Below are 23041 nucleotides of genomic sequence, written 5' to 3'. Positions count from 1 at the left end.
AAGAGCCTTTATGTGAATAAAGCGGGATTTTCAACGCTTTATTCACATAAAGGCTCTTCTTTAGGCTGCATAAGATAAGGTAGACAGCCCCCAGCGCAGCGTCAAAAAACTTAATGTTTTCTTGCAAAAACCAGGAATAAATGCCATACGCCGCCCGTTGAAGTTCACCGGAACACCAGACACGAATTATGAACACCCCTAAATTTCACTGGGAGAACACTATGACTACCGCGCGCCTTCACTTCGATATGGTCGTTATCGGCTTCGGCAAAGGCGGCAAAACCCTTGCTGGTGCCTACGCGAAAACCGGCAAGAACGTCGCCCTGATCGAGCAGTCCTCAAACATGTACGGCGGCACCTGCATCAATATCGGGTGCGTGCCCACCAAGGCGCTTGTGCACCGGGCTGACGAATTCCGTGCCAGCGGCGAACACAACGCCGACGCTGCGAACGCCGCCTACGAGAGCGCCGTGATTTTCCGTGACAAACTCACCGGTGCCATGCGCGCGAAGAACCGCGAAATCCTCGAATCGAACGCCACCGCCAAACTCATTGACGGTCACGCACGGTTCCTCTCAGACACCGAGGTCGAGGTCACCGCGGGCGAGGACAAACTGGTCGTCACCGCCGACTGCTTTATCATCAACACCGGTGCCGTGGCGACTATCCCGCCCATCCCGGGCGCCCGCGAATCGAAGCGCGTGCTCACCTCCACCGAACTGCAGAAGATCACCCCGCGCCCGAAGCGCCTGGGCATTATCGGCGGCGGTCCTATTGGTGTCGAGTTCGCCGGTATTTTCTCCTCCTATGGCACCGAAGTAACCCTGCTTGAAGGCGCTCCCGCGCTTTTCGGGCGTTACGATGACGACGTCGCCCAGGCAGCACGCGAGATTATCGCCGACCAAGGTATTACCGCTCACGCGGGCGTTCGCGTAGAGACCGTTACCGATAACGCCGACTCCGTGACCGTGAACTACCTGGACTCCGAGGGTGCGTCCAAGCACCTTGAGGTGGATTACGTGATGGTCGCAACCGGGCGTAAACCTGCCACCGAGGGGCTGGGGCTTGAGAACACGAGCATCGAAACCACCGAGCACGGCGCAATCGCTGTCGACGAGCACCTGCGCACCACGGCACCGAATATTTTTGCGCTTGGCGACGTTAACGGCGGCCCACAGTTCACCTACATTTCCCTGGACGACTACCGCGTGGTGCTCTCACAGCTGCTCGGTGACGGTTCCCGCTCCACGAAGGACCGCCAGGCGGTTGCCGCAACCATCTACATGAACCCGCCGCTCTCGTCCGTCGGCCTGACTGAGCGTGATGCGCTCGCCGCCGGCCACACCATCAAGGTTGCCGCCAAGCCTGTTGCCGCTATCGCCGCCATGCCGCGTGCGAAGACCCTGGAAAACCCGCGCGGCATCATGAAGTTCGTGATTGATGCCGAGACTGACCAGATTCTTGGTGCTCAGCTGCTGGTGGTCGAGTCTATGGAGGTTATCAACCTCGTGGCGTTGGCAATGCGCCACAATATTACGGCATCACAGCTACGTGATGAAATTTACACCCACCCCTCAATTACCGAGGGGCTGAATGAGGTGCTGGCAGTGGCCCAACCTGTGGCCTAGCCCCGTAGCCTAAAACCCGTGGGGCGGCGCGCCCAGCCAGTACGCCTACCCGCCCACGCGAGCGCTATTCTGCGGGTGTGGGACCGCCGTTCGAGCTGTGAGCCGGGGCGGTTTTACGCCCCGCTGGTTGTGTTGTCTTCGTGGTGCTGGCTGCCGCGTTGTCGCCCGGTGTATGTAGTAAGGCCCCGGCATGAGGTGAACAGTTGTCCACCGCTGTCAGGGGCCTTTGCTATATTTTCTTTTCGGGGCGTAATCATCACCCCCAAAGATGCAGGTTAGGTCAGGATGTCCTAATATTTAATCGTACGTGCGCGCCGCTGGCACGTCATTCACCAAGCATACAAAAGACGGGGGAGTCATCCGTGGCGTTGCCCAAGAAAATTGCACCCTATTCGTACCGAGACCAGGAGCACCAGAACCGCGTGAATTGGCGGGTCGATCCTGCTCGCGCTGCGCTTCTTGTGCACGATATGCAGCGCTATTTCGTGCGCGCCTTTGAGCTGGAACGTGACGGCCAAACCCTCCCAGACGCCCAAATCAACATTGCCATTGCCAATATTCGCCGCCTAGTGGATGCGGCACACGTGGCGAATATCCCGGTCTACTACACCGCCCAGCCGCCCCGCCAGAACCCCGCCGACAGGCGCCTGCTGACCGACTTCTGGGGCGACGGCCTGCAGGATGATGAAAGCGCCCAGATTCTTGACGAGCTCGCCCCCACCGAGGCCGATACTGTGCTCACCAAATGGCGGTACTCCGCCTTCGTGCGCTCCCCGCTCGAAGAACAGCTCAAAGAGCTTGGGCGTGACCAGCTCATCATCAGCGGAGTGTACGCACATATTGGATGCCTCACCACAGCCCTGGAGGCGTTCATGCGCGATATTCAGCCGTTCATGGTGGCGGATGCGCTCGCCGACTTCACCGAGGAAGAGCACCGCATGGCCTGCGAATACGCCTCAGGCCGATGCGCCCGCGTGCTGGACACCGCCGAGGTGCTGGCGCAGATTACCGCTGGTGCCCCCGGCGCGGACGGGGCACCGGAAACCGGGAAGGTAATCGCATGAGCTGGGTTATTGTGACCGGCGCGAACGGCGGAATTGGTGCAGCGACCGTACACGAACTCATCAAGAATAACTATTCGGTGTACGCCGCCGATCTGGCGGAGACCCCGCACGAATCATTCGCCGCCTACAGCGACACCACGTTCCGCTACAGCCCCGTTAATGTGGGTGATGAAGAGTCGGTGCGGGCGCTCGCTGGTGCCGCCGCTGAGATGGGGAAGCCCATTAAAGGTGCCGTGCTCGCGGCGGGGATTGCCCACAGCCAGCCGCTCTTAGACACCTCTTTTGAGGACTGGAAACGGCTGCACGCGGTTAATGCTGACGGCGTTTTCCTGTGCCTGCGCGAGTTCGCGCGCGTTATGATTGAGCAGACACAGGCAACCCCTGAGAACACGCGTTCGCTGGTGACGGTCGCCTCTAACGCGGCCCGCGTGCCTCGCGCTGAATTCGGTGCTTACGGGGCTTCGAAAGCCTCAGCGGTGCGCGTATCGTCAAGCTTCGGGCTGCAGCTGGCACCCCACGGTATTCGCGTGAACACGGTCTGCCCCGGCACCACCCGCACCCCCATGGTGACTGACGCCTGGGGCGGTGAGGACCTCAGCGCCCTGCCGGTGGCGGGCAGCCCCGAGACTTTCCGCCTGGGAATTCCGCTCGGGCGCATCGCCGACCCCGCCGATATTGCGGCGGTGAATGCGTTCCTCATTAGCGATGCCTCACGGCATATCACCATGCAAAACATTGTTGCCGATGGCGGCGCGACCCTCTAGCAGGCCCGAAAGGCTGTATCATCTGTGAGCACTACCCTGCCCGATTTCATGTTTGCCACCGGCACCCGCGTGATGCGCACCGCCGGTTCCCTGCGCCAGGTAACCCTTGAGGATGCGCGCGCCGCCGCCGAATCCGCTGGCACCGCCGTGGTTGGCCTCATTCCTTTTGACCCTGACGCCCCCGCGCACCTGTTCGTGCCCGAGCACCTGCAGATCGACGACATCCCGGTGCCCGAGCACGAGGTCACTCTCGCCGAACCAACGCAGATTGAGGGCCGCGAAAACCCCGGGTACCGGCAGGCAGTAGCGACCGCCGTTGAGCGTATGAAAGCGCATCAGCTGGATAAGATTGTGCTCTCTCGCCTGCTGCGGGCCGATTACGCGCCGGGCGCCCTCGACTGTGCCGGGGTGTACAACAACCTGCGCGCACAGCAGCCCAACACGTTTGTTTTTAGCGTTAAACTGCCGCAGGGGCATCGCGGGTTGGAACGTCCGTACCTGATGGGTGCCTCCCCGGAACTGATTTTCAGTACTGAACCAGACACCGGGGAAGGCAGCGCTTTCAAAACGCACCCGTTGGCGGGCAGCGCCCCGCGCATCGCTGAGCGCGGCAGCACCGAGGATGAGGCTATTGGGCGGCGGCTTATGGCTTCGCCGAAGGATCGTGGCGAACATGCGACCGTTATTGCCAGTATTCGCGCGCAGCTGGAACCCATGACCCGCCAGCTCACTATTCCTGAGGAACCTTCGCTTCTGCAAACCCCGCAGCTGTGGCACCTTGGCACCCCCATCTCGGGTGTGCTCAAGCAGGGTATGACCTGCCTGGATGGTGCGCACGCTATTCACCCCACCCCCGCGATCTGCGGCACCCCCACCGAGGTTGCGCGGCGTATGATTACCGAGCTTGAGCCGTTTAGCCGCGACTATTTCGGCGGGCTTGTTGGCTATATGAACGCGGACGGAAGCGGCCAGTGGGCGCTCGTGCTGCGCTGCGCTGAAGTTGATGCGCAAACCGCCATCCTCTACGCGGGCGCGGGCATTGTGGCTAAATCAGACCCGGTGCTGGAACACACCGAAACCGGCACGAAGCTGCGCAGTTTCGGGCGTGCGCTGGGGATTAATACGCTCCCTGAAGCGCCCCCGGCGGCGTAGGGCGCTTCCTCATCGTCTTTCACTGCGCCGCCCGGTGCGCCAGTATACGGCAGGGGTGGTTAGGCGGTGACGGGGTCAGCCCCCATCCTCATGGCGGGCAGTTGGGAAAAAGTGAGCGGCGCCAGGTTATTGCGCAGCTCAACGGGGGTGGCCACCGGGTGTACGTGCACGCTGTTGGGCACCCCTTCAGTTGCGGTGGCTAGGAGGAATTGTTCGGCAGCGACATCGCTGCCGTGCGCCGGGTTGGTGCTCTGCGGGCTGTTGTGGGCGGGCTGCTTCTCGGGGTGTAGGGTGAGCGCCGTCCAGGTGATATAGAACGACCGTTCTTCCGTGGTGTCGCTGTTATCTCGTGAAGGCACGGTGAACACTGCGCGCGCGGAGCAGACGGATGCGGCCGTCACCTCTTCGTCAGCCAGCTCATGGGATGCCTCGAAAGCCTCCGCCAGCTGGTCTGTTAGGGAGTCGCTGAAAAATACGCGCACCGCCGCCGGGGAGACGCTCAGCCCGTGGCCGGTGGCTTTGAGCACTGCCTCTTTCGCGGTCCATAACGCCACCCCCAGCAGGTTGCGTGCCTCACCGGTGGTTGCCTCATATATTTCACGTTCACGCAGTGACAGCGCCACCCGCGCGAACCCGGGGAATAGGCGGTCTCGACGGGGCTCAAGATCAACCCCGAGCACCTGCGCATCGTCGGGGCAGAACCCGCCCACCGCCAGGGATGAAACCTGCGACATATTAAAGTTCATGCCCGCAATGCGGGGCTTACCGTGCGGCTTGGTGCTGTTGCATAGGGTGCAGGTACGATCCACTTCGATCGTGTGCGCCGCGCTGGAGGCAACCCCCAGCCGGCATGCCGCCATAGAGCGCATGAGCGCCTGGGTGGAGAGGTAGCTGACCGCCCCGACGGGGGTGGGCAATTCGGCGGCGCGGCGTTGTTCAGCCGCACCTAGGTAGCTGAGCCAGCTGACCCGCAGGCCGCTGTACATGGTGCGTGTGGGCAAGGCAAATACCGCCACCTGTGCACCGCCGGAAGTAGAGACAGTGGTGATCATGCTCTACAGTCTACTCCCACCGGAGGGAAAATATACAGATATGTGCATGACGAACATGTCACTGTTTGCACCCGCCGGTAGGGTAAAGTCGAGTGCATGAGCGAGATTATTGCGGCTGCTGACGGTTCGGCGCTGGGCAACCCCGGCCCGGCGGGATGGGCCTGGTATATTGACGACAATCACTGGGCGGCTGGGGGCTGGGAGCACGGCACCAACAATATGGGTGAGCTGAAGGCTGTCCTTGACCTGTTCGAGGCGACCGCGCACATGCCCGAACGTAAACTTGTGGTGTACTGCGATAGCCAGTATGTGATTAATTCCCTCACCAAGTGGATGCCCGGCTGGAAGAGCCGCGGCTGGAAAAAAGCCGACGGCAAGCCGGTATTGAACCGTGAACTGCTGCAAGAGCTGGATGCTGCCACCGCTGGGCGTGACTACCAGCTGGTGTGGGTCAAGGGCCACTCCGGCCACGAACTGAACGAGGCCGCGGATGCGCGCGCAAACGCCGCCGCGCAGGCGTACCAGCAAGGGAACACCCCGGATGCCGGCCCGGGCTTTGGTGCGGCTGCGGGGGCATCTTCAAGGGCCTCCGGCGGGCAGGCTCCGGCTGCGGAGACCGAGCCTGAGCAGGGCCCCTCGGCAGATGCGCATCTGAGCGTTGAAGAGTTCACGATGGAGCAGGCGCAGCAGGCCCGTGAAGGATTCAACGCCCTCAAACTCAACGGTGTGCTCAAACCCGCCTCTGCTGTTGCTGCCCCCGACCCGCAGGCGGTGGCGGAGCGTAAGGAGAAATTAGCGCAGGCGGCGCAGCGAGCCGAGCGGCAGGAGCAGGCCGCTCATATTCAGAGCCCACAGCAGACACAGCAGCAGCTCACCGCCGACCCTGATGAGGCGCTTGCCGCAGAAGAAGAGCTTGAAGCCAACGGCGCGGCCATGGGCGAGGAGGAAATCGCCGAGCTGCTGGATGAGAACCTGGTGTGGGTTACCTCTGCTGGCCGCCCGGTTTCGCGAGCCTCCACCATTGAGTACCGTGCCCGCGCATTTACTCAACGTGGGGAACCAACTCACCGCGTAGTGGAACTGGTGGACACCGCGAATGTGCTGGTGATGGCGGTGGTGGATACTGCGCGCGGTCGGGTGAACCGTTCCAGCCTGTGGCATTATGATGCGCCAGCGGGCTCTTGGCGCCTGCGGTTCAGGCAGGATACCGCCATGCCCGGCTAGTTTCACCTGCCGCGCCCGGCCTCACATCGCTGTGTGCTGCTGGCTAGCAGCCGCCAAAAGTGCGGCGCTGGCCGGTTCGGTACGTTCGGGCGGGTGAGCCTGCGCCCAGAAGGGGCGGAGCGCGGGCCTGCGGGTACTGGGATGGTAGCAGGTTAAAAGATTGGGGCGGGTACATCATGTACCCGCCCCAAACCGTTAAGATAGACTCACCACATATCTTGAGTTACTTATATCGGTTTATTGAATTGAAATTGCAGAATTCGCTTATTATATTACCCCATAAACATCGAAGCGTTCGACTGTTCGGTATCGGAGTAGTTAACACCGGCGCGTGAAAGCGCTTCGTTGATCTGGGCGATGGACTCTTCCACCTGCCGCTGGGTTGCACGCCACTTATCGAGCACGCCCTGGAAGTTGGTTGAGGCCGAGCCGGTCCAAGAGCTCTGCAAATCCTGCAGGGAAGCAGTCATGCCGTTCACCTCTGCGGTGATGGAAGCAACGTGTGCTTTTGCCTGCGCGCTCTTTGACGCAATAACTTCGGAATCGACAATGAACTGTGCCATGATAGGTTCTCCTTCAGTAGGGTATGTATTGGTTGTGCCTCTAGCACCTAATTCCTAAGCGCTTGTTACAAGACTAAAACGAATCAAAAAATATTTTCATGAATTAAAATAAATCTGTGGATAACTTACGTTGCCTGGTCGTAAAACCAGCTTATCCACAGAATAAAACTCAATTTTCAGCCCTGAATACCCCCACAGGCCCCATCAGTATGAAGAAATGTGAAGCTACGTGGGGCTGGCGGCGCCCAGACCACCAGCCCGTGGAACATCCCTGCACACGCGAAAGGGGCGCACGGTTCGGCTCTTACACCGTCACCGTGCGCCCGCATGTACCGCAGCTTCTTTTAGCCAGCGCCCGCCAAAACCGGCAGCGACACCACGAACGTGGCCCCGCCTCCATCAGTCTCTTCAATACGGATATGCCCGTCGTGCTGCTCCACGATTGCGGCCACAATCGACAGGCCCAGACCCGTGCCCCCGGTCTCCCGGGAGCGTGAAGTGTCGGTGCGGTAGAAACGCTCAAACACGCGCTCACGATCCTCACCGTGAATACCGGGGCCGTGGTCGCGCACCTCAATAATGGCGCGCGGCACCCCGGGGGCCTCCTGCCGCACACCCACCGCAACTTCAAGAGGCGAGCCCTCAGGGGTGTACCGCATGGCGTTGGTGAGCAGGTTCGCCACCACCTGACGCATCCGCGGCTCATCACCAACCACCGGTGCGGAGCAGGGCGCCACATCGTCGGTCAGGCCCACCAGGGTAATCTCACGGTCGGGGGAGGTGGCGAAGGCATCGTTGGTGGCGTCCACCGCCAGGTGGAACATATCGAACGGGGCCAGCTTCGATTCTCGGCGCTCATCAATGCGGGCCAGCGTCAGCAGATCCTCCACCAGCTGCCCCATACGTTTAGATTCCGCCTCAATACGGCCCATAGCGGTGGCCACGGCGTCCTCATTCGGCAACGCCCCCTGCCGGTACAACTCGGAGTACCCGCGAATACTCACCAGGGGGGTGCGTAGCTCGTGGGATGCATCGCCCACGAACTGGCGCATCTTCGCCTCAGATTTTGCCTGCGCATTGAACGAGGTCTCGATCTGGGCGAGCATGGTGTTCAGCGACGTGGCAAGACTGCCAATCTCATTGCCGGGGTTGTAGTCCTCAATACGTTGTGACAGATCCCCTTTAGCGATCTTCGCCGCCGTCTGCTCCACGCGCGCCAGCGGCTCGAAAGTGCGGGTGACAATCACCCACGTCATTGCAATAGCCGAGGCGAGCGTGGCCAGCCCGAACGCGAAGGTGAGCACACCTACGAGAGCAACCACCTGGTTGGTTTGCTCCAGGGGTAAGGCAACCACCATGGACGTGGCGTGCACCCCGTTCACGCTGGTGTCGTTATTAAGCGTCATCGGCAGCAGGCGCCAGTCTTTCGACCCTTCCACCGAGTTAACAGTAGTGCCGACCCCGTTATTTTTGCGCACTTTATCGGCTGTCCAGCCGGTTACTTGCGGCTCGTCCCGGGAGCTCGTATCGGGGCTGAGCGCGTACAGGGTGTTGCCGTGCTCATCCAGCAGGTACACGTGGTACGAACCGAGCGTGGCCTCCTGCACGGGATGCTGGCTATTGTTCGAGACAAGGGAAAGCAGGTTCGCCGAGTTCGCCTTCATCTCGTCATCCAGCTGATGCACCATCTGCGCACGCAACGCCGAAATCGCCACAAGGGAGGTCACAACGATCGCCAAAGCAATCAGTGCAGAGGTCACCAGCACCAGCTGCGTGCGCAGCGACAGTGTGAACGGTATACGCTCAAGGGGTCTGCGCCCCATGTGCTTCTGCGTGGAGGTGTTCTGTTGAGCCGCTTCCGGGGCCTCCGGGGGCTGCTGTGCGGGTTCGCGGTTGAACAGTTTAATAGGTACCGCCCCTAGCTGCGGGAACCACGAACCATGTACCCTACGCCGCGTTTGGTGTGGATCAGGGGTTCGTGGCCCTCACGGTTGTTATCGATCTTGCGGCGCAGGTACGAGATATACGACTCCACAATGGACGAGTCGCCGTTAAAATCGTACTCCCACACGTGGTCGAGGATCTGCGCCTTCGACAGCACCCGGTTTGCGTTGAGCATCAGGTAGTGCAGCAGATTGAACTCGGTGGGGGAGAGGTCAATCTCCTCCTCGCCAAGGAACACCTCATGGGTGTCGGTATTCAGGCTCAGATCATCCACCCGCAAAATAGCAGTATCTTCCTCCTGCAGCGAGCGGGAACGGCGCAGGATGGCTCGGATACGGGCGATCACCTCATCCAGTGAGAACGGCTTAGTCACGTAGTCGTCACCGCCTGCTGAGAGACCAGCAACTTTATCTTCGGTGGCGTCTTTCGCGGTCAAGAACAGCACAGGGTAGGTGCGTCCGCCTTCACGCAGGCGGCGCGTCACATCAAACCCGTCCATGCCCGGCATCATCACGTCAAGCACAATCAGGTCGGGCTGTTCCTGCTCGGCCTTCTCAATGGCCTCGCGTCCGTTTCCGGCGGTCACCACTTCAAACCCGGCAAAACGCAGGGAGGTGGCGAGTAGTTCAAGAATGTTGAACTCGTCATCAACGACGAGCAGCTTAGCTTCAGCAGACATGTTCACTCTTTTCTGACGTATATATGTGGTTGCGCGGCCGGAAGGCCCTCTAACTTGACTTACGCCGAAGAACCGCAAGGAGGAGGGCAAGCATTAGCGCGATGAAAGCGACGGGGAACAGCACCAGGGGAACCTGGCTCATAACGGCGGGAGGATGAGCATCCACCCACTTGAGTACTAGCATCACCACCCCCGAAAGGGTGCACAGCAGTGCGAGGATGCCGCCACCGGCTCCCAACCAGCGGATAGCGCGGGTGTAGGGGAGCTCATTGGCTACTTCAAGAGGCGTTTCTCGTTCGCTAGTCATGGCATAACCGTAGCAGGTTTAGACCCCTTTAACGGGGTGGAAATACTAATATTGCGGCGTTGTGGACGGTATTCACATCTTTTTTGCAGGTTCCCTTCGGAGGTTTGCCAGCCCGATAGCGCGCATACCGTATTCTCTGCGAGGAATAAGAAGCCGCATCAGGGCAGAAAAACGGCGGAAAACCGCGCCATAATGGCATACCGGCGCGAACCGTGAGCGTAAGAGGTCAAGGCAGGCCGCCCCGCCCTCCCAGCGAACCTTAAGAATGCTTTAATAGTGGTATGTCTGAACAGGTGATTGACCAGAACCCGACCGAAACCGCCAGCTTTGACCCGTTTGCCGACCACACATACGAGCAGGTTGGTGAACCCACCCTTGGGCAGCCGCATAAGCGCCGCCGCACCAGCCGTGTGGACACGGTCTTGGCACAGGCCAAAGACGTGGCGTTGGCCGGTATTGAGCAGATCGCCCCCAAAAACACCATTGGCCTGCTGCACCATCTGCGCGGTGAAGAGGATCGTTTAACCACCCACCTGTTTGAGTGCACCCTGCCCGGTTACCGGGGGTGGTTCTGGTTCGCCACATTAGCGCGGGCGCCACGTTCGAAGGTGGCGACCGTATGCGAGGTTGGTCTGCTGCCCGGCGATGACGCACTGCTAGCCCCCGACTGGGTTCCGTGGGCGCAGCGTCTTCAGGAGCTGCCTGATACCGCCGATCTTGACGAGGCGCTCGCTGCGGACCCTGAGGATGTATACGAGGATGAGGAGCCTCAATTCGACGCTGCTACTGAGGCACCCGAAACCGGCGGCAAGAGCCGTAAGGCGCGCCGTAGCGCCCGAAAAGCACAGAACCGGAAGAACCTGAACCGGCAGCGAGCAGGCGGGCAGAAAGCATCCCAGGGGGATTCCGCTCCGCAGCAGGACGCCCCGCAGAAGAGTGGCGGACGTAAGGGCTCCGGGCGGGGATCGGGCGGGCGCAAACGCGCAAAAACCTCCGCCGCACGTAACTCTGAGGGCTAGACTGCGTGGCGATACAGGCCCGCCAGGTGTACCTGGCGGGACGTTCGCTTCGGGCGACGCGCCACGCAATCCGTGGCGAAACACGCTAAAAAGGTACATAATAGTTACTCAGAAGAGCATCATAACTAAGGCTAGGTTGTCCTAGTCGGCAGGGAAAAGGGATACAGGCGGCATGACCGATCTTATTGACACTACCGAAATGTACCTGCGCACCATCCTTGAGCTTGAGGAAGAGGGCATTACCCCCATGCGTGCGCGCATCGCCGAACGTCTGGAGCACTCCGGGCCGACTGTTTCGCAGACTGTTGCCCGTATGGAGAAGCACGGGCTACTCAGCGTTGAGCCTGACCGTCACTTGGCGCTCACCGATGCTGGCCGTAAGAAAGCGGTCGAGGTGATGCGTAAGCACCGCCTGGCGGAGCGCCTGCTCTCCGATGTGATTGGGCTGGACATTGAGTATGTGCACGATGAGGCGTGCCGCTGGGAGCACGTGATGAGCGACCATGTGGAAAAACGCATCCTGGCGATGCTCAATAACCCCAAGTTCTCGCCGTACGGAAATGCAATTCCCGGTCTTGAAGAGCTGGGCGTGGAAAGTGAACACAACGACGAACGGACCGTGCCCATGTCGATTGCGGCCCGTGATTCGGGGCCGGAAGACCGGTTTACTGTCTCCCGATTCCCAGAGTCGATTCAGACCGATATTGAGCTTCTCAAGCTTTTGGCGGATGCCGGTATCTCATTCGGTGCCAGCGTGTCGGTTGTCGCTGGTAAAGACGACGACGTGATTGTGCGTGCAGATGGGGAGGAGACCTCCCTGTCGCTTGATGAGGACGTTGCCAACGCTATTGTGGTGAAGCGTTCGTAGCGCGGTGCCGCCGGATGCGGGGCGGTGCGGCCAGTTATGGCCGCACCGCCCCGCATTATTTGTTAAGCTCTTCCCTAAGGGGCAGCGTTTCTTGAGGGTCACCTGAGCCTTTTTAGCCCGAAGCCAAATTTTTTTATATTCATCGGCAGGTGCGCCCTTACCGGCCGCCTGTTTCCTATGGGATACGTGGTTTCACCTGGGATTATGCCTGTTTGTTATCGGAAAAATATTTAAGAGATAAAGCACACCTGTGTTTTTCTTAAGAAAATTTATGCACGCATCGGTTTGCCTGTCTCTTAGCCCCTGAATCTATCGAATTCCCTTGTCAGAGAAGGGTCTACAGGGGGTGGCGGGGACCGTTTGAGGGGCCGCTGTGGGCCATGATTTATGTATATAAACCGTAGGTTTTTGAGAAAAAACTCAGATTGGGATGTGACAGCTGGGAGTTTTCTGTGTATTCTCGTATCTGTGTCCAAATCCTAATCGTAAGAGGGCACCACGGAGCGGATCCGCTTAGTCCTGCCGCCGCAACGTGAAACATCTACCCATAATGGCAGGAGCGGGGGAACCAATTTTTGGCTCCCTTATAGGGGGCCTAGGGGCTAAGCTACTTCGGTAGCCGGGTGAATCCATACCCGAGTCCGACAGCTCACCTCGTGAAGCAATGGAGGAAACATACACAATGGCTAAGAAGATCGTTCGTAACGCAGGTATCGTGGCATTCGCTGGTGCAGCTCTGGTGGGTTCCACTGTTCCCGCTAACGCATTCGCACAGGTTCCCGCAGCAGCAGACCTGAGCTACGATTACAACAACTACGAGACTGACTACACCAGCTACCAGACCGGTGCTACCAACTACGTTGCACCCCAGGCTGAGTACCAGACCGAGTACGTTGCTCCTACCCCGAGCTTCAGTCAGCAGCAGACCACCAACACCAGCTCCACCACCCCCTCCGCTCCTGTACAGACCGCAACCGGTGGCCACGAGGGCGTTGTAGAAACCGCTAAGACCGGTATCGGTGGCGGCTACGTTTGGGGCGGCCGCAGCTTTGGTGCATGGGACTGCTCCGGCTTCGTATCCTACGTTTACGCACAGCACGGCGTGAAGCTGACCCCCTACACCTTCGCTATGAAGAACGAACTGCGTGCAACCGCTAACCCCCAGCCCGGCGACATCGTCTTCCAGAACGGCTACAACCACGTGGGCATCTACGTTGGTAACGGCATGATGATCTCCGCTCTGAACCCGAGCCAGGGTACCCAGCTGCACCCGGTTTCCTGGATGTCGGTTGACGGTTACTACACCGCATTCTAATCTCGACTCCAGAGATATTTAGACTCGGAGGAAGGCACCCCCAACGGGGTGCCTTCCCCATGTTAAACCGCGCATCACGCGCTGACCCCGAATACACTGGTCGGGGCTACACGCGGGGCACGGGGCGTACCGAAGGGTAGCGGACGCCCGGTAGAATAATGAACATGCAGTACCAAAGCCCCAAAAGTAGCTCCGATCAGGAATTCACCTACCTGGCCGTCGGCATGGTCGCTGGCGCCATACCAGGCATTATTATCGGCCTGCTGCTGGCTATTCCTCTTGGCAACCCCGCCATGTGGGTCTCTATCACCGGCGGGATTGGCATCGTGATTGGCATGGTCACCGGTAAATTCATCTACCGTAAGAAATACAGTAACCAGCCTCAAAGCCCTTCTGAAGGCCCGCAGCACCCCAACGATAAAAAGCAGTAAGGCGCGCGCTCCATATCTATATGGGCCGTGCTAGCACTACGTGAGCGCTTTAGAAGAGGGCTTTTAGGTGTAGCTCTCTAGCTCAGCGGCCATATTCGTCCGAGCCGCCGCATCCCACAGCGAATGCCCCGCCGCAGAGGCAAAAATACGGTCTCTGCCTAAGAACTCCCGTAAAAACCCTGACCTTCCCTGCGCAAACGCCTGCGGCCCGTAGTGGCTGTACTCCGTGCGTACACCTGCAATGTAACGGCCATACCGGGCGGTTTCTGCTGCGAGAATCGCAAGGTCGGCATCCATGAAAAAATCGGCGTCGGCGCGGGTGAGCGCACCACCGGTCAGCCCGGCAAGCTCTTCAGGCACCCGGTGGGAGGCGGTGAACTCCACCAGCTGTGCGGCGGCGGTAACCTCCGCAGCGGTCAGAACACCGGTTCTGGTGAGAGGCATAAGATTGGTACGTACCAATTCGGCGCTGGCGGCCTCGTCCTGGCCGGGCTGCGCCTCATATACGGCATCATGGAACCACGCCGCAAAGAGCACAGTGCGCGGCACCGGTTGGGGGGAGTACAAAAGGGTAAGAGCGGCGAGCATCTCTGAAAGATGAACACTATTGTGATAGGCCCGGTGCGGCTGCTCCCACCGCTCAAGCAGGTCAGTGCCCACAGCGGAAGCACCGGGCGCGAGCGCCTCCCAGGCACGCAGAAGACGCGGACGGATCTTACTGGGGCGCTCTTTGAGCGGAACCCGCAGCCCGCTGCGGATGAGTATGCGAGTTAGTTGGGTGCCGGTTACTTCCTGCGCCCCAGCGTTTACGAGGGCCGCGTAGCGGTGCTGCGGCACGTCGTAGTGGTCGGCGTCGAAGGCGCGCGGGCTGATCTCGTGGGCGGCCGCGAAGTCATGCAGTTCCTTCAGGCTGGTGTCTGAGATAAGGTGCGAGAAGAAAGTGCCGTGTGCCGGCCAGAGGGGCGGGTCAATGAAAATACTCACCTACCTATTGTAGTGAGCGTGACGCGCCGGGGCCCGGGTGGAAAACTGCCGTGATGTTGCCGCTATAATAGAGAACGTTGCCCCCGTAGCTCAGGGGATAGAGCACTTCTCTCCTAAAGAAGGTGTCGGACGTTCGAATCGTCTCGGGGGCACAGTTACAGAACCCGCTTGATGCGGCTTCCTCACGGAGGCGCACCAAGCGGGTTCTGCTGTATGCCTGAGTTTTAGGGGGCGTGTACTGCGCAAGCTTGGGCCAAAGGTCTACATTTCATAGAACGTAACATTGAAGTTTTATTAAAGACACACCTAAAAATTATGATGTGACACATAACATGTGGGCTAGTCTGAAAGTGACGGTATTGACCGATTCTAAGGAGGCTAAAGATGTCTTCCCATCTTAATCGTCGAGCCGCACTGCTGCTGCTCGGCGGCGGCGCAGGAGCCGCTTTTCTCAGCGCATGCGGCAGCTCGTCCTCAAACGCAGGAGGCGCTTCATCCTCAGCGAGTGCTTCAAGTAGTGCATCGTCCCCAGCGCACGGGCCTGAAACCGGTGGTGGTGCTGCCAGCAGTTCTGCGGCTGCAGTGAATGAGCCCAGTACGCAGCAGCCAGCGGGACCTAACAGCGCCGCATCCAATAACACCACCCAGAACGGCACAGCATCTAGTAGCGCAGCCCAGAGCGGTGCCGCGGATGCTACCCCTCTTGAATCCGGAAATACTCCCGGTGAGGGGCATACTGAGCTATCTGGGGAAGTCTCGCTTGAAGTGGACAGTTCCGGCCCCCGCCAGGAGTATGCAACACGCGAGAAACCGCAGCAGAACACCTACCCGCCGAAGAAGCCCTCCACCATTAATGACCGCACGGAACGGGGCCTGTACAGCAGCATCTCGTTCGCGGTGACCTCTCTGGATTATGCGCTGCAGACCGGTAATGCCCGCTACATGGAGCAGTCGGCGATCGTTGAATCGGAGCAGCTGTATTTCAAGAAGTCTACTAACCTGATCGATACCCGCGACGGAAAATACTGGACGGCGGCAGGCAGCATTTTGCAGTACACACTGGTGGGCTCGCACCCTGTGGCATCCAGCGGAGGCGAGTACGTGTGGGCGTACAACCTGGTGCTGCTCAATGGCGACTTCTATGTGAAGGACGGCAAGGTGCATGAGGTAACCAAGGAAACTTACTCCGGTAAGGGCGACTGGGGTAAACGCTACCACACGAACGGCGAAATTCGCGCTAAGTATGTGAACGGGCAGTGGCAGATTAGCGGGCTGCTCTCCAATGATCTGCCTCTCGTGCCACCAGAAAATGGTGGTCAGTAGGTGCGTATCCTCCTCAACCATGGAAGAGGAAAGCTTTAATGGTGCCGCTATAGCAGGGCATACTGCCGGTGGTTTAGGTCTGTCAAAGACTTCTCTTCCGGGGCGGGTGCTGAATGCCCGCCATGTGTTGAGGTGCGGTATCCGCCCGGCGTGGTCTCTCATAGCGGAGGCTGCACCGGGCGGTTTCGCCTGAGGACCTGGGCGGGACAGCAGGTAGAACCTTGAGAACATGAAGGTTACTGCTGAGCTTTAAAGTTAATGGTTTATTGTTAGGGCTCAGAGAGGAGAGTAATAATGTCTTCCATTTTTAACCGTCGTGCAGCATTGGGCGTACTAGGCGCAAGCGCTGGTGCCTTTGTTCTGGCGGCATGTGATGCCAACCGTTCCGTTTCAAAAGGGTCATCTTCCTCATCAAGCGAACCCTCAGAGACTAGCCCATCCGCATCGTCTGCTACCACGCAGACCGATATAGATATGAGCGGCGACTATAAGGGAAAGATTAACTTCGAGTCCGTTTTAGAGTATAAGAAGTCGGGCACCTACGAACCTGCCACGGAGGAACATGCGGCGCGAAACGTGCCCCAGCCTAAGAAACCGGAGGATGCCAACGATAAATCTTTGAAAGGTCTCTACCTGAGTGTCGCGTTTGCGGCGGCAGCCACCCAGTACGCCTACAACACTGGGGACTACTCCCTGGCGGAGGAGAGCGCCCTATCAGAGTCGGAACGCGACAACTACAAAGGGCTTGAGAAGGTGCGGCTTAAGAAAATCCGTGAAGGCAACTACTGGCCGGATAACGTCACCATTGAATACGAGATTACCGAGCCGCAACCGTTACAAGAAGATGACCGGTATCTGTGGTCCCGTACTTTCAAGATTACATACGGCAAGTTTGAGGTGGAAGACGGCCGGGTAATCTACCCCAAGAGCGGTAAAGGAACCGTTGCAGCCGAAGAGTTTATTGGCCTGGTATCCGCGCAGTATGTGAATGGGGCGTGGGAGATTAGCTCACACGATAACCGTCGCAAAGAGTAATGTGGCTTCGGCCCGAACGATTACCGGGTACGCAGGGGGATTGGTTGTTCCGCGGATGGCGGGTGCCTTCCGGCAGCGTGTCGGACGTAAATTCTACTGCCTCGTGCAGTCTGGAGGGGCGGCGCTACTCGGTGGGCGGCCCACCCGCAATAAAAGCAGCAACCGCCCGCTTGAACGCCCGCACACCACGGTATGCCAGGCTCAGAAGCGAGAGCACCAGAAGAGCCCAGCCCAGAGGCAGAAGCACCACAAGTGCACCCGGCTGATGCGCAGGGTCAGCCAATGATGCGTCCACCGCAAAAATTGTGGCCGTAAACACCGCACTGTACACCAGCGGAAGCGCCGTCAATAACACCCGAAGCGGCTTTTTCGCCGTCGCCGCCCACGACAGGCCCGCCACAGACAACCCGAAAAACACTGCAAACGCCAAACCCACTGAACGGTGCGCATACGTGTAAGGCCCCAGGGCGTCACCCGCGGGGGAGGAAGAAAGCCCGTGTGCGAACGACCCCAGCGCATCCGTACTCAGGGCCAGTGACAGCTCGGGAACGGGGGCACCCGCCAGCCTGCCGTAGCCGGGAAGCACCCACGCGAAAAGGTACACGCCCATGAGCAGGGAAATAGCGACCGCAACGTGGAGGAAAACACGTGAACCCCGCCCGGTCGCTTGATCGTGGGCGGCGCGTTCCTCCATAAACTGCCGAAGCTCACGGGTTTCGCTATGCTGCGGGTCGGGGATTCCGCCCCCTGGAATGTGAGCGGCTTTCGTGTTCGCGCCGTAGCGGCGTTTCTTCTGACCTTGTGATAGACCCATACCTTCCATTATTGCGCAGAGCGGTTGGGTGCGTCAGCGTGGGGCCTTTACCAAAAGAATGCTGTGGAGTATATATACGGGGCAGGCTTCTTGGTCTTCTGCCGCGCGACATTGCTTATTTGCTACCGGAAACTGACAGCCGCAAAGTCGGTTATATCCTGACATACCATACCTAGTTTTCTTTACTTGCGCGTATTACTCACCCAGACTCGCAATTGTCCTCTCTCCGCTTTCCCAGTCACTACGGATCACCGCATATCCCATGACATCGCACCTGATACCCTGAACGGTAACTCCAGCTTCTCGATAATGCGCCTCGTGAACCCAACCTGCAGAGTTAAAAGCACGACGCATAGCAATATTGTCGCTTCGTGTATTGCCCTCAACACGGATAATGGAGCTTTTGGATTCAAAAATAAGGTCAGTTAGCTTAATGAGCGCAATACTCCCAATCCCTTGATTTCTATATTTCGCTGCCATACGCATATCTATTTCTGCTGTGGAATCTTGCAGTCCGTGTACTATGGCAATACCGACGTGCTCTCCATCGTTGTGAATAAAGGCAACACGGTTATTAGGTTCCGAGAATTCCTGCTCTTCAAACCGGCGTATGAGGCTCTCATGCGATACGTTATGTTCAAGATGGAATGGCCAATCGCTGCCGCAGAACACATTCTCAAATGGTTCCCATTCGTGCTTTATATCTGCCCAACGAACAACACAATTCATGTTTTTCCTAACTTATTTTTCAGCTCAAATTTTGTGTTTCGAGAACGTATGAATCTTATCTTCAACACTGAGCGCACATAATAAAACATAGGAGGAATCAACCGTAATAATCTGATAGTACAGGGTATTACTTTCGGACCTTATACCACCGATTACGCCAAGGGGTTTCATGGTGGAAATTCCTTTTACTATTTACTGAGGAGTCCTCACAGTAGGGTCAGATGATGTCAGTACCCTATAGCTTGGCCAGGTCGATCTTGCCCATGTGCAGGATCTTATCGCGTGTGGCGGCGTCGGCCATGAGCTCGGCGATGTTGTAGGGGACGACCTGCCACGAGACACCCCAGCAGTCGACGCACCAGCCGCAGCGCTCGGCCTCGGGCACAGCAGAGAGCCCCGCCCAGTAGCGGTCGATCTCTTCCTGGTCGCGGCAGGAGACGATCATGGAGACTCCGGGCGTGAAGGTGAAATCGTGGAAGGTCCCAGAGTCCGTGGCTGCCATCCAGGTGCCGCGCAGGGTAAAGTCGGTGAATATGACCGTACCCGCATCCAGCGGTCCGCCTTCCTCGTAACGGTACAGAGCACCGCGGCGGGCGTTATCAAACAGGGCGATCCAAGCGTCTGTGGCTTCCTCGGCATGAGCGTGATTAGTACCGCCGAACATGAAGGATGGGATAACAAAGGGGCGCGGATCGCCGTCCGGGTCGGTGAGCATGAGCTGCCAGGTCATGCCGAAACGGTCACGAACCCAAGCGTAGCGCGGGGAGAAGGGGTACTCACCCAGCTCCATGAGTACGCCGCCGGTGCTGAGCCGCTCATAGAGCTCATCAAGGTAGTCTCGGGCCTGTTCCTCTCCGCCGAATAAGAGCGGATCAAAGTTCAGGATGCAGCTGATCGACGGGTTCGGGGCATATTGGTTACCGCCGTTGATGAGCGAGAGCTTGAAACCGTGGATGCTGACCGTCGCCGTGAGCCCGGGCGCCTGCTCGGCAATGGATGTATCGCGGAAAACATCAGTATAGAACTGTGCTGCTTCGTCGGCGGTGCCGTCGCACCACATAGCGGGAGTGATGACCTGATCCATCCGGTCATCGTAACATGGGTGCACCGCGCGGTGGGGTACCGCTAAGAGCGAATTATGCGCGGCAAACGGGCGCTATGGGTGGGAGCGAGAGGGCAAATACGGTAGCATGGAATATCGAACGTGTATTCTAGGCAGCGAGGTAGATCATGAGCGAACCCACCAACTCCGCATCCGGCGTTGAGCCTGCCGCAGATACCCTCTTTGCCGATCTCGAAAACACGCAGCCGCCCTACGATCCCGAATATGATGCCCATATTCCGCCGGAAGATACTTCCGCACCGGAAGAAGACCCCTTCGCGCACGAATCTTTTATGCCAGAGCTCAACCCTGAAGCGGTGACCTCCCAAACCGTCACCGCTCACGAGGATGCGCTCGGCGAGTTCATGCCGCCCGCCTACCGAGTGGGCGGGTACGGAAGCGAGTACAACCCCGAAGACCCTTATGGGGAGCGCACTTATTCGCTGAGCACCATCGACCCTGAAACCCTGATCGACGGGCTTAACGACCGGCAGCGCGAAGCTGTTTTACACGCCGGTTCACCCCTGTTGATCGTCGCCGGGGCCGGGTCTGGCAAAACCCGCGTGCTGACGCACCGCATCGCCCATCTGCTCGTAACCGGGCGGGCGACTCCCGGGCAGATTCTCGCCATCACCTTCACAAACAAGGCTGCGGCGGAAATGCGTGAGCGCATCCAAGCGCTGATCGGCCCGCGTGCACAGCACATGTGGATTTCCACCTTCCATAGTTTCTGTGTGCGCGTGCTGCGCCGAGAAGCCAAGGCACTCGGGCTCAAATCGACCTTCACGATCTACGATTCGGCGGATTCGCAGCGCCTGCTCACGCTCATTATTAAAGAGCTGAACCTGGACACTAAAAAGTTTGCCCCCAAGGCCGTGGGGCACAGGATTTCTGCCCTCAAAAACGAGCTGGTGAGCGCCGAAGAATACAGTGCGGCGGCAGCGAATAACCCGTGGGAAAAGACTATCGCGCAGATTTACACCGTCTACACCCAGCGCCTTCGCGCCGCGAACTCCCTCGACTTTGACGACCTTATTGGCAAAACCGTGTTTTTGCTCAAGAAATTCCCCGAAATCGCAAACTATTATCGCCGCAAATTCCGGCATATTCTGGTGGACGAATACCAAGACACCAACCACGCCCAGTACGCACTCGTGCGGGAGTTGGTGGGGGCGCATCCGCAGGGAAACACCCGTGAGCAGGGGCCGTACCCGGATGCTCCGCCGCCCGGCGAACTGACCGTCGTGGGCGACTCAGACCAGTCGATTTACGCCTTCCGCGGCGCCGACATTCGCAATATTACGGATTTCGAGAGCGACTACCCCAATGCGCACATTATTCTGCTGGAACAGAACTACCGTTCCACGCAGAACATTCTCTCCGCCGCGAACGCCGTGATTGAACGCAACCCCAACCGCCGCCCCAAGAAGTTGTGGACGGCATCGGGGGAGGGCACCAAAATCGTGGGGTACGTCGCTGAATCCGAACATGCGGAGGCGCGCTACATTGCCCAAGAAATAGACCGGCTTGCCGACGAACACGGCATCAAACCCTCGGATGTGGCGATTTTCTACCGCACCAACGCTCAGTCCCGCGCCCTCGAAGAACTCCTGATGCGCGCCGGACTGCCGTACCGCGTGGTCGGCGGCACCCGGTTCTACGAGCGCAAAGAAATTAAAGATGCGCTCGCCTACCTGCGCGCCCTCTCAAACCCGGACGACGACGTGAGTGTGCGGCGTATTCTCAACGAACCTAAACGCGGTATCGGTGCGAAATCTGAGACCGTGGTTGCCGAACACGCATCGGCACAGCGAATTTCTTTCTTCGCCGCCGCCCGTGCCGCTGCCGCGGAGCCAGGGAGTGTGCCGGGTTTGGGCGCTGCCGCCGTGAAAAAGTATGCTCAGTTCGTCAAGCTCATGGACGACCTCGCCCAGATTGCGCGCACTGAATCAGCCGCCACAACCCTAGAGGCGGTGCTTGAACAGTCCGGCTATCTCGCCGCCCTGCGCGAATCTAAGGATATTCAGGACGAATCCCGGGTGGAAAACCTCTCGGAGCTGCTGGATGCGATGGTCGAGTTTGAGGCGGAGAACCCCGGCGCGGATTTAGAACAGTTCTTAGAGCATGTCTCGCTGGTGGCGGATGCCGACTCGATCCCCTCCCGAGGCGCCTCCGCCGACGGGCAGACCCCGTCTGCCGCGCAGATTGCCGCCGAGGCCGCGGAGGCGAAGGCGCAGGGCATGATTACCCTGATGACCCTGCACACCGCCAAAGGTTTGGAGTTCCCGGTTGTTTTCCTGACCGGGCTGGAACACGGGCTGTTTCCGCATCAGCGGGCGCTGACCGACGAGGGCGAGATGAGCGAGGAACGCCGCCTTGCCTACGTGGGGCTCACGCGCGCGATGCAGCGGCTCTATATCACCCGCTCTGAGACCCGCACGATGTGGGGCAAGAGCCAGTTCAACCCGCCCTCACCCTTCCTGGAAGAGATTCCCGAGGAGCTGATCGAGTGGCGCCGCCTGGGCGGTTTTGCCGGGTTTGGTGCCTCCGGGATGGGGGCATACGCCAATGGCGCCAGCGGGTATGGCGGCTATCGCGGGGCGAGCGGATACAGCTCCGGCGGTGGGCGCAATGCTGATGGGCACGGTTTTGACGGGCGCAGCACGGGCGGCTACGGCACGGGATACGAGGACTCTCGCTCCCGGGCGAACCGTGAACCATCAACCGCCGAGGTCAATGGTTCGGCAAGCTACGGTTTGGCGGCCGCAGCCAGCGCATCCGGAGCGGTGCGTAACCGCTCGCGGGTGCATCAAGGCAAGGAAATTCCGCAGCTGACGGTGGGTGATACGGTGCGCCATAAATCCTTCGGCGAGGGCCGGGTTCTTGCCCTGGAAGGCACCGGCGATAAGACTGTGGCGAAGGTGCGTTTTGCCTCCGAGGAGAAGCGCCTGCTGCTGCGGTACGCACCGATTGAGAAGGTCTAGCCAAAACCCAACACACCGAATAGTGATGCCCATTACAAAAATAGCGTGTGTGTTGTCTGA

21 protein-coding genes, 1 tRNA gene and 1 riboswitch are annotated in these 23041 nt (G+C 59.2%); of the genes, 13 read left to right on the top strand and 9 right to left on the bottom strand.

The window, feature by feature from the left end:
* Positions 1 to 221: 221 nt before the first annotated feature.
* The 4 genes from D8M23_RS09270 to D8M23_RS09255 all read left to right on the top strand — a co-directional run bounded on the left by D8M23_RS09270 (position 222) and on the right by D8M23_RS09255 (position 4608).
* Positions 222 to 1628 carry an FAD-dependent oxidoreductase gene (locus tag D8M23_RS09270; RefSeq protein ID WP_126854554.1) on the top strand — a complete coding sequence of 469 codons (1407 nt, stop codon included), beginning with the start codon at positions 222 to 224 and terminating at the stop codon, positions 1626 to 1628.
* Positions 1629 to 1990: 362 nt separating this feature from the next.
* On the top strand, positions 1991 to 2692 hold the full coding sequence (locus D8M23_RS09265) for an isochorismatase family protein (protein WP_126854553.1): 702 nt from the start codon (positions 1991 to 1993) through the stop codon (positions 2690 to 2692).
* The gene (locus tag D8M23_RS09260; RefSeq protein ID WP_126854552.1) at positions 2689 to 3456 is read left to right on the top strand and encodes an SDR family oxidoreductase; all 768 of its coding nucleotides are present in this window, start codon (positions 2689 to 2691) and stop codon (positions 3454 to 3456) included. The genes D8M23_RS09265 and D8M23_RS09260 overlap by 4 nt, the downstream gene beginning before the upstream one ends.
* Before the next feature lie 24 nt (positions 3457 to 3480).
* Entirely contained in the window at positions 3481 to 4608 is a 1128-nt protein-coding gene (locus D8M23_RS09255; protein ID WP_126854551.1) for an isochorismate synthase, read from the top strand.
* 59 nt (positions 4609 to 4667) lie between these two features.
* Here the strand turns inward: D8M23_RS09255 and D8M23_RS09250 are convergent, their stop codons facing one another.
* Positions 4668 to 5660, bottom strand: coding sequence for a 4'-phosphopantetheinyl transferase family protein (locus D8M23_RS09250; protein ID WP_126854550.1), 993 nt, complete (start codon positions 5658 to 5660; stop codon positions 4668 to 4670).
* Between the two features lie 96 nt (positions 5661 to 5756).
* On the opposite strand from D8M23_RS09250, the gene D8M23_RS09245 reads away from it, so the two are divergent.
* Complete coding sequence (locus D8M23_RS09245; RefSeq protein ID WP_126854549.1) at positions 5757 to 6884, top strand: RNase H family protein; 1128 nt, start codon at positions 5757 to 5759, stop codon at positions 6882 to 6884.
* Positions 6885 to 7156: 272 nt separating this feature from the next.
* On the opposite strand, the gene D8M23_RS09240 is transcribed toward D8M23_RS09245, so the two are convergent.
* The 4 genes from D8M23_RS09240 to D8M23_RS09225 form a co-directional block, all read right to left on the bottom strand.
* Positions 7157 to 7447, bottom strand: a complete 291-nt coding sequence (locus tag D8M23_RS09240; RefSeq protein ID WP_006887070.1) for a WXG100 family type VII secretion target — start codon at positions 7445 to 7447, stop codon at positions 7157 to 7159.
* A 344-nt stretch (positions 7448 to 7791) separates the two neighbouring features.
* Entirely contained in the window at positions 7792 to 9270 is a 1479-nt protein-coding gene (locus tag D8M23_RS09235; RefSeq protein ID WP_006887004.1) for a sensor histidine kinase, read from the bottom strand.
* A 95-nt stretch (positions 9271 to 9365) separates the two neighbouring features.
* On the bottom strand, positions 9366 to 10070 hold the full coding sequence (locus D8M23_RS09230; protein WP_006887005.1) for a response regulator transcription factor: 705 nt from the start codon (positions 10068 to 10070) through the stop codon (positions 9366 to 9368).
* A 49-nt stretch (positions 10071 to 10119) separates the two neighbouring features.
* Complete coding sequence (locus D8M23_RS09225; RefSeq protein ID WP_126854548.1) at positions 10120 to 10377, bottom strand: hypothetical protein; 258 nt, start codon at positions 10375 to 10377, stop codon at positions 10120 to 10122.
* Between the two features lie 281 nt (positions 10378 to 10658).
* Between D8M23_RS09225 and D8M23_RS09220 the strand changes: the two genes are divergently transcribed.
* The 4 genes from D8M23_RS09220 to D8M23_RS09205 all read left to right on the top strand — a co-directional run bounded on the left by D8M23_RS09220 (position 10659) and on the right by D8M23_RS09205 (position 14010).
* Complete coding sequence (locus D8M23_RS09220) at positions 10659 to 11396, top strand: DUF3027 domain-containing protein (RefSeq protein WP_126854547.1); 738 nt, start codon at positions 10659 to 10661, stop codon at positions 11394 to 11396.
* A 172-nt stretch (positions 11397 to 11568) separates the two neighbouring features.
* Positions 11569 to 12264 (top strand): metal-dependent transcriptional regulator, encoded by a 696-nt coding sequence (locus D8M23_RS09215; RefSeq protein WP_126854546.1) that lies wholly within the window; start codon positions 11569 to 11571, stop codon positions 12262 to 12264.
* Positions 12265 to 12792: 528 nt separating this feature from the next.
* Positions 12793 to 12941: riboswitch (cyclic di-AMP (ydaO/yuaA leader) on the top strand.
* Positions 12942 to 12946: 5 nt separating this feature from the next.
* Positions 12947 to 13579, top strand: a complete 633-nt coding sequence (locus D8M23_RS09210) for a C40 family peptidase (RefSeq protein WP_126854545.1) — start codon at positions 12947 to 12949, stop codon at positions 13577 to 13579.
* A gap of 164 nt (positions 13580 to 13743) precedes the next feature.
* Positions 13744 to 14010 carry a hypothetical protein gene (locus tag D8M23_RS09205; protein ID WP_006887677.1) on the top strand — a complete coding sequence of 89 codons (267 nt, stop codon included), beginning with the start codon at positions 13744 to 13746 and terminating at the stop codon, positions 14008 to 14010.
* Positions 14011 to 14073: 63 nt separating this feature from the next.
* Here D8M23_RS09205 and D8M23_RS09200 read toward each other — a convergent pair whose 3' ends face one another.
* On the bottom strand, positions 14074 to 14994 hold the full coding sequence (locus tag D8M23_RS09200; protein WP_126854544.1) for a DUF4031 domain-containing protein: 921 nt from the start codon (positions 14992 to 14994) through the stop codon (positions 14074 to 14076).
* Positions 14995 to 15073: 79 nt separating this feature from the next.
* Here D8M23_RS09200 and D8M23_RS09195 point away from each other — a divergent pair.
* The 3 genes from D8M23_RS09195 (at position 15074) to D8M23_RS09185 (ending at position 17352) form a co-directional block, all read left to right on the top strand.
* A tRNA-Arg gene (locus tag D8M23_RS09195) sits at positions 15074 to 15146 on the top strand.
* Positions 15147 to 15378: 232 nt separating this feature from the next.
* Positions 15379 to 16317, top strand: a complete 939-nt coding sequence (locus D8M23_RS09190) for a DUF6318 family protein (RefSeq protein ID WP_126854543.1) — start codon at positions 15379 to 15381, stop codon at positions 16315 to 16317.
* A 294-nt stretch (positions 16318 to 16611) separates the two neighbouring features.
* Positions 16612 to 17352, top strand: a complete 741-nt coding sequence (locus D8M23_RS09185; protein ID WP_126854542.1) for a DUF6318 family protein — start codon at positions 16612 to 16614, stop codon at positions 17350 to 17352.
* A gap of 124 nt (positions 17353 to 17476) precedes the next feature.
* Here the strand turns inward: D8M23_RS09185 and D8M23_RS09180 are convergent, their stop codons facing one another.
* The 3 genes from D8M23_RS09180 to D8M23_RS09170 all read right to left on the bottom strand — a co-directional run bounded on the left by D8M23_RS09180 (position 17477) and on the right by D8M23_RS09170 (position 19979).
* Positions 17477 to 18166 carry a TANK-binding kinase 1-binding protein (TBK1-binding protein 1) gene (locus tag D8M23_RS09180; RefSeq protein WP_238693837.1) on the bottom strand — a complete coding sequence of 230 codons (690 nt, stop codon included), beginning with the start codon at positions 18164 to 18166 and terminating at the stop codon, positions 17477 to 17479.
* 195 nt (positions 18167 to 18361) lie between these two features.
* A complete protein-coding gene (locus D8M23_RS09175; protein ID WP_126854540.1) occupies positions 18362 to 18895 on the bottom strand; it encodes a GNAT family N-acetyltransferase in 534 nt (177 codons plus the stop codon).
* A gap of 235 nt (positions 18896 to 19130) precedes the next feature.
* Entirely contained in the window at positions 19131 to 19979 is an 849-nt protein-coding gene (locus D8M23_RS09170; RefSeq protein ID WP_126854539.1) for a VOC family protein, read from the bottom strand.
* Between the two features lie 146 nt (positions 19980 to 20125).
* Here D8M23_RS09170 and D8M23_RS09165 point away from each other — a divergent pair, with 146 nt between their 5' ends.
* On the top strand, positions 20126 to 22981 hold the full coding sequence (locus D8M23_RS09165) for an ATP-dependent helicase (protein WP_126854538.1): 2856 nt from the start codon (positions 20126 to 20128) through the stop codon (positions 22979 to 22981).
* The last annotated feature ends 60 nt before the right edge of the window (positions 22982 to 23041 follow it).

The organism is Rothia sp. HSID18067 (assembly GCF_003989445.1).
GTDB lineage: Bacteria > Actinomycetota > Actinomycetes > Actinomycetales > Micrococcaceae > Rothia > Rothia aeria.
The sequence above is the reverse complement of the archived record's forward strand: the minus strand, read 5'-3'. Positions and strand labels throughout refer to the sequence as shown.

Excerpts from the sequence above, each read along its gene's own strand:
- D8M23_RS09260 (WP_126854552.1), top strand. The coding sequence starts at position 2,689 with ATGAGCTGGGTTATTGTGACCGGCGCGAACGGCGGAATTGGTGCAGCG.
- D8M23_RS09185 (WP_126854542.1), top strand. The coding sequence starts at position 16,612 with ATGTCTTCCATTTTTAACCGTCGTGCAGCATTGGGCGTACTAGGCGCA.
- D8M23_RS09245 (WP_126854549.1), top strand. The coding sequence starts at position 5,757 with ATGAGCGAGATTATTGCGGCTGCTGACGGTTCGGCGCTGGGCAACCCC.
- D8M23_RS09165 (WP_126854538.1), top strand. The coding sequence starts at position 20,126 with ATGAGCGAACCCACCAACTCCGCATCCGGCGTTGAGCCTGCCGCAGAT.
- D8M23_RS09240 (WP_006887070.1), bottom strand. The coding sequence starts at position 7,447 with ATGGCACAGTTCATTGTCGATTCCGAAGTTATTGCGTCAAAGAGCGCG.
- D8M23_RS09190 (WP_126854543.1), top strand. The coding sequence starts at position 15,379 with ATGTCTTCCCATCTTAATCGTCGAGCCGCACTGCTGCTGCTCGGCGGC.
- D8M23_RS09225 (WP_126854548.1), bottom strand. The coding sequence starts at position 10,377 with ATGACTAGCGAACGAGAAACGCCTCTTGAAGTAGCCAATGAGCTCCCC.
- D8M23_RS09180 (WP_238693837.1), bottom strand. The coding sequence starts at position 18,166 with ATGGGTCTATCACAAGGTCAGAAGAAACGCCGCTACGGCGCGAACACG.
- D8M23_RS09210 (WP_126854545.1), top strand. The coding sequence starts at position 12,947 with ATGGCTAAGAAGATCGTTCGTAACGCAGGTATCGTGGCATTCGCTGGT.
- D8M23_RS09235 (WP_006887004.1), bottom strand. The coding sequence starts at position 9,270 with ATGGGGCGCAGACCCCTTGAGCGTATACCGTTCACACTGTCGCTGCGC.
- D8M23_RS09170 (WP_126854539.1), bottom strand. The coding sequence starts at position 19,979 with ATGGATCAGGTCATCACTCCCGCTATGTGGTGCGACGGCACCGCCGAC.
- D8M23_RS09220 (WP_126854547.1), top strand. The coding sequence starts at position 10,659 with ATGTCTGAACAGGTGATTGACCAGAACCCGACCGAAACCGCCAGCTTT.
- D8M23_RS09270 (WP_126854554.1), top strand. The coding sequence starts at position 222 with ATGACTACCGCGCGCCTTCACTTCGATATGGTCGTTATCGGCTTCGGC.
- D8M23_RS09250 (WP_126854550.1), bottom strand. The coding sequence starts at position 5,660 with ATGATCACCACTGTCTCTACTTCCGGCGGTGCACAGGTGGCGGTATTT.
- D8M23_RS09205 (WP_006887677.1), top strand. The coding sequence starts at position 13,744 with ATGCAGTACCAAAGCCCCAAAAGTAGCTCCGATCAGGAATTCACCTAC.
- D8M23_RS09230 (WP_006887005.1), bottom strand. The coding sequence starts at position 10,070 with ATGTCTGCTGAAGCTAAGCTGCTCGTCGTTGATGACGAGTTCAACATT.
- D8M23_RS09175 (WP_126854540.1), bottom strand. The coding sequence starts at position 18,895 with ATGAATTGTGTTGTTCGTTGGGCAGATATAAAGCACGAATGGGAACCA.
- D8M23_RS09215 (WP_126854546.1), top strand. The coding sequence starts at position 11,569 with ATGACCGATCTTATTGACACTACCGAAATGTACCTGCGCACCATCCTT.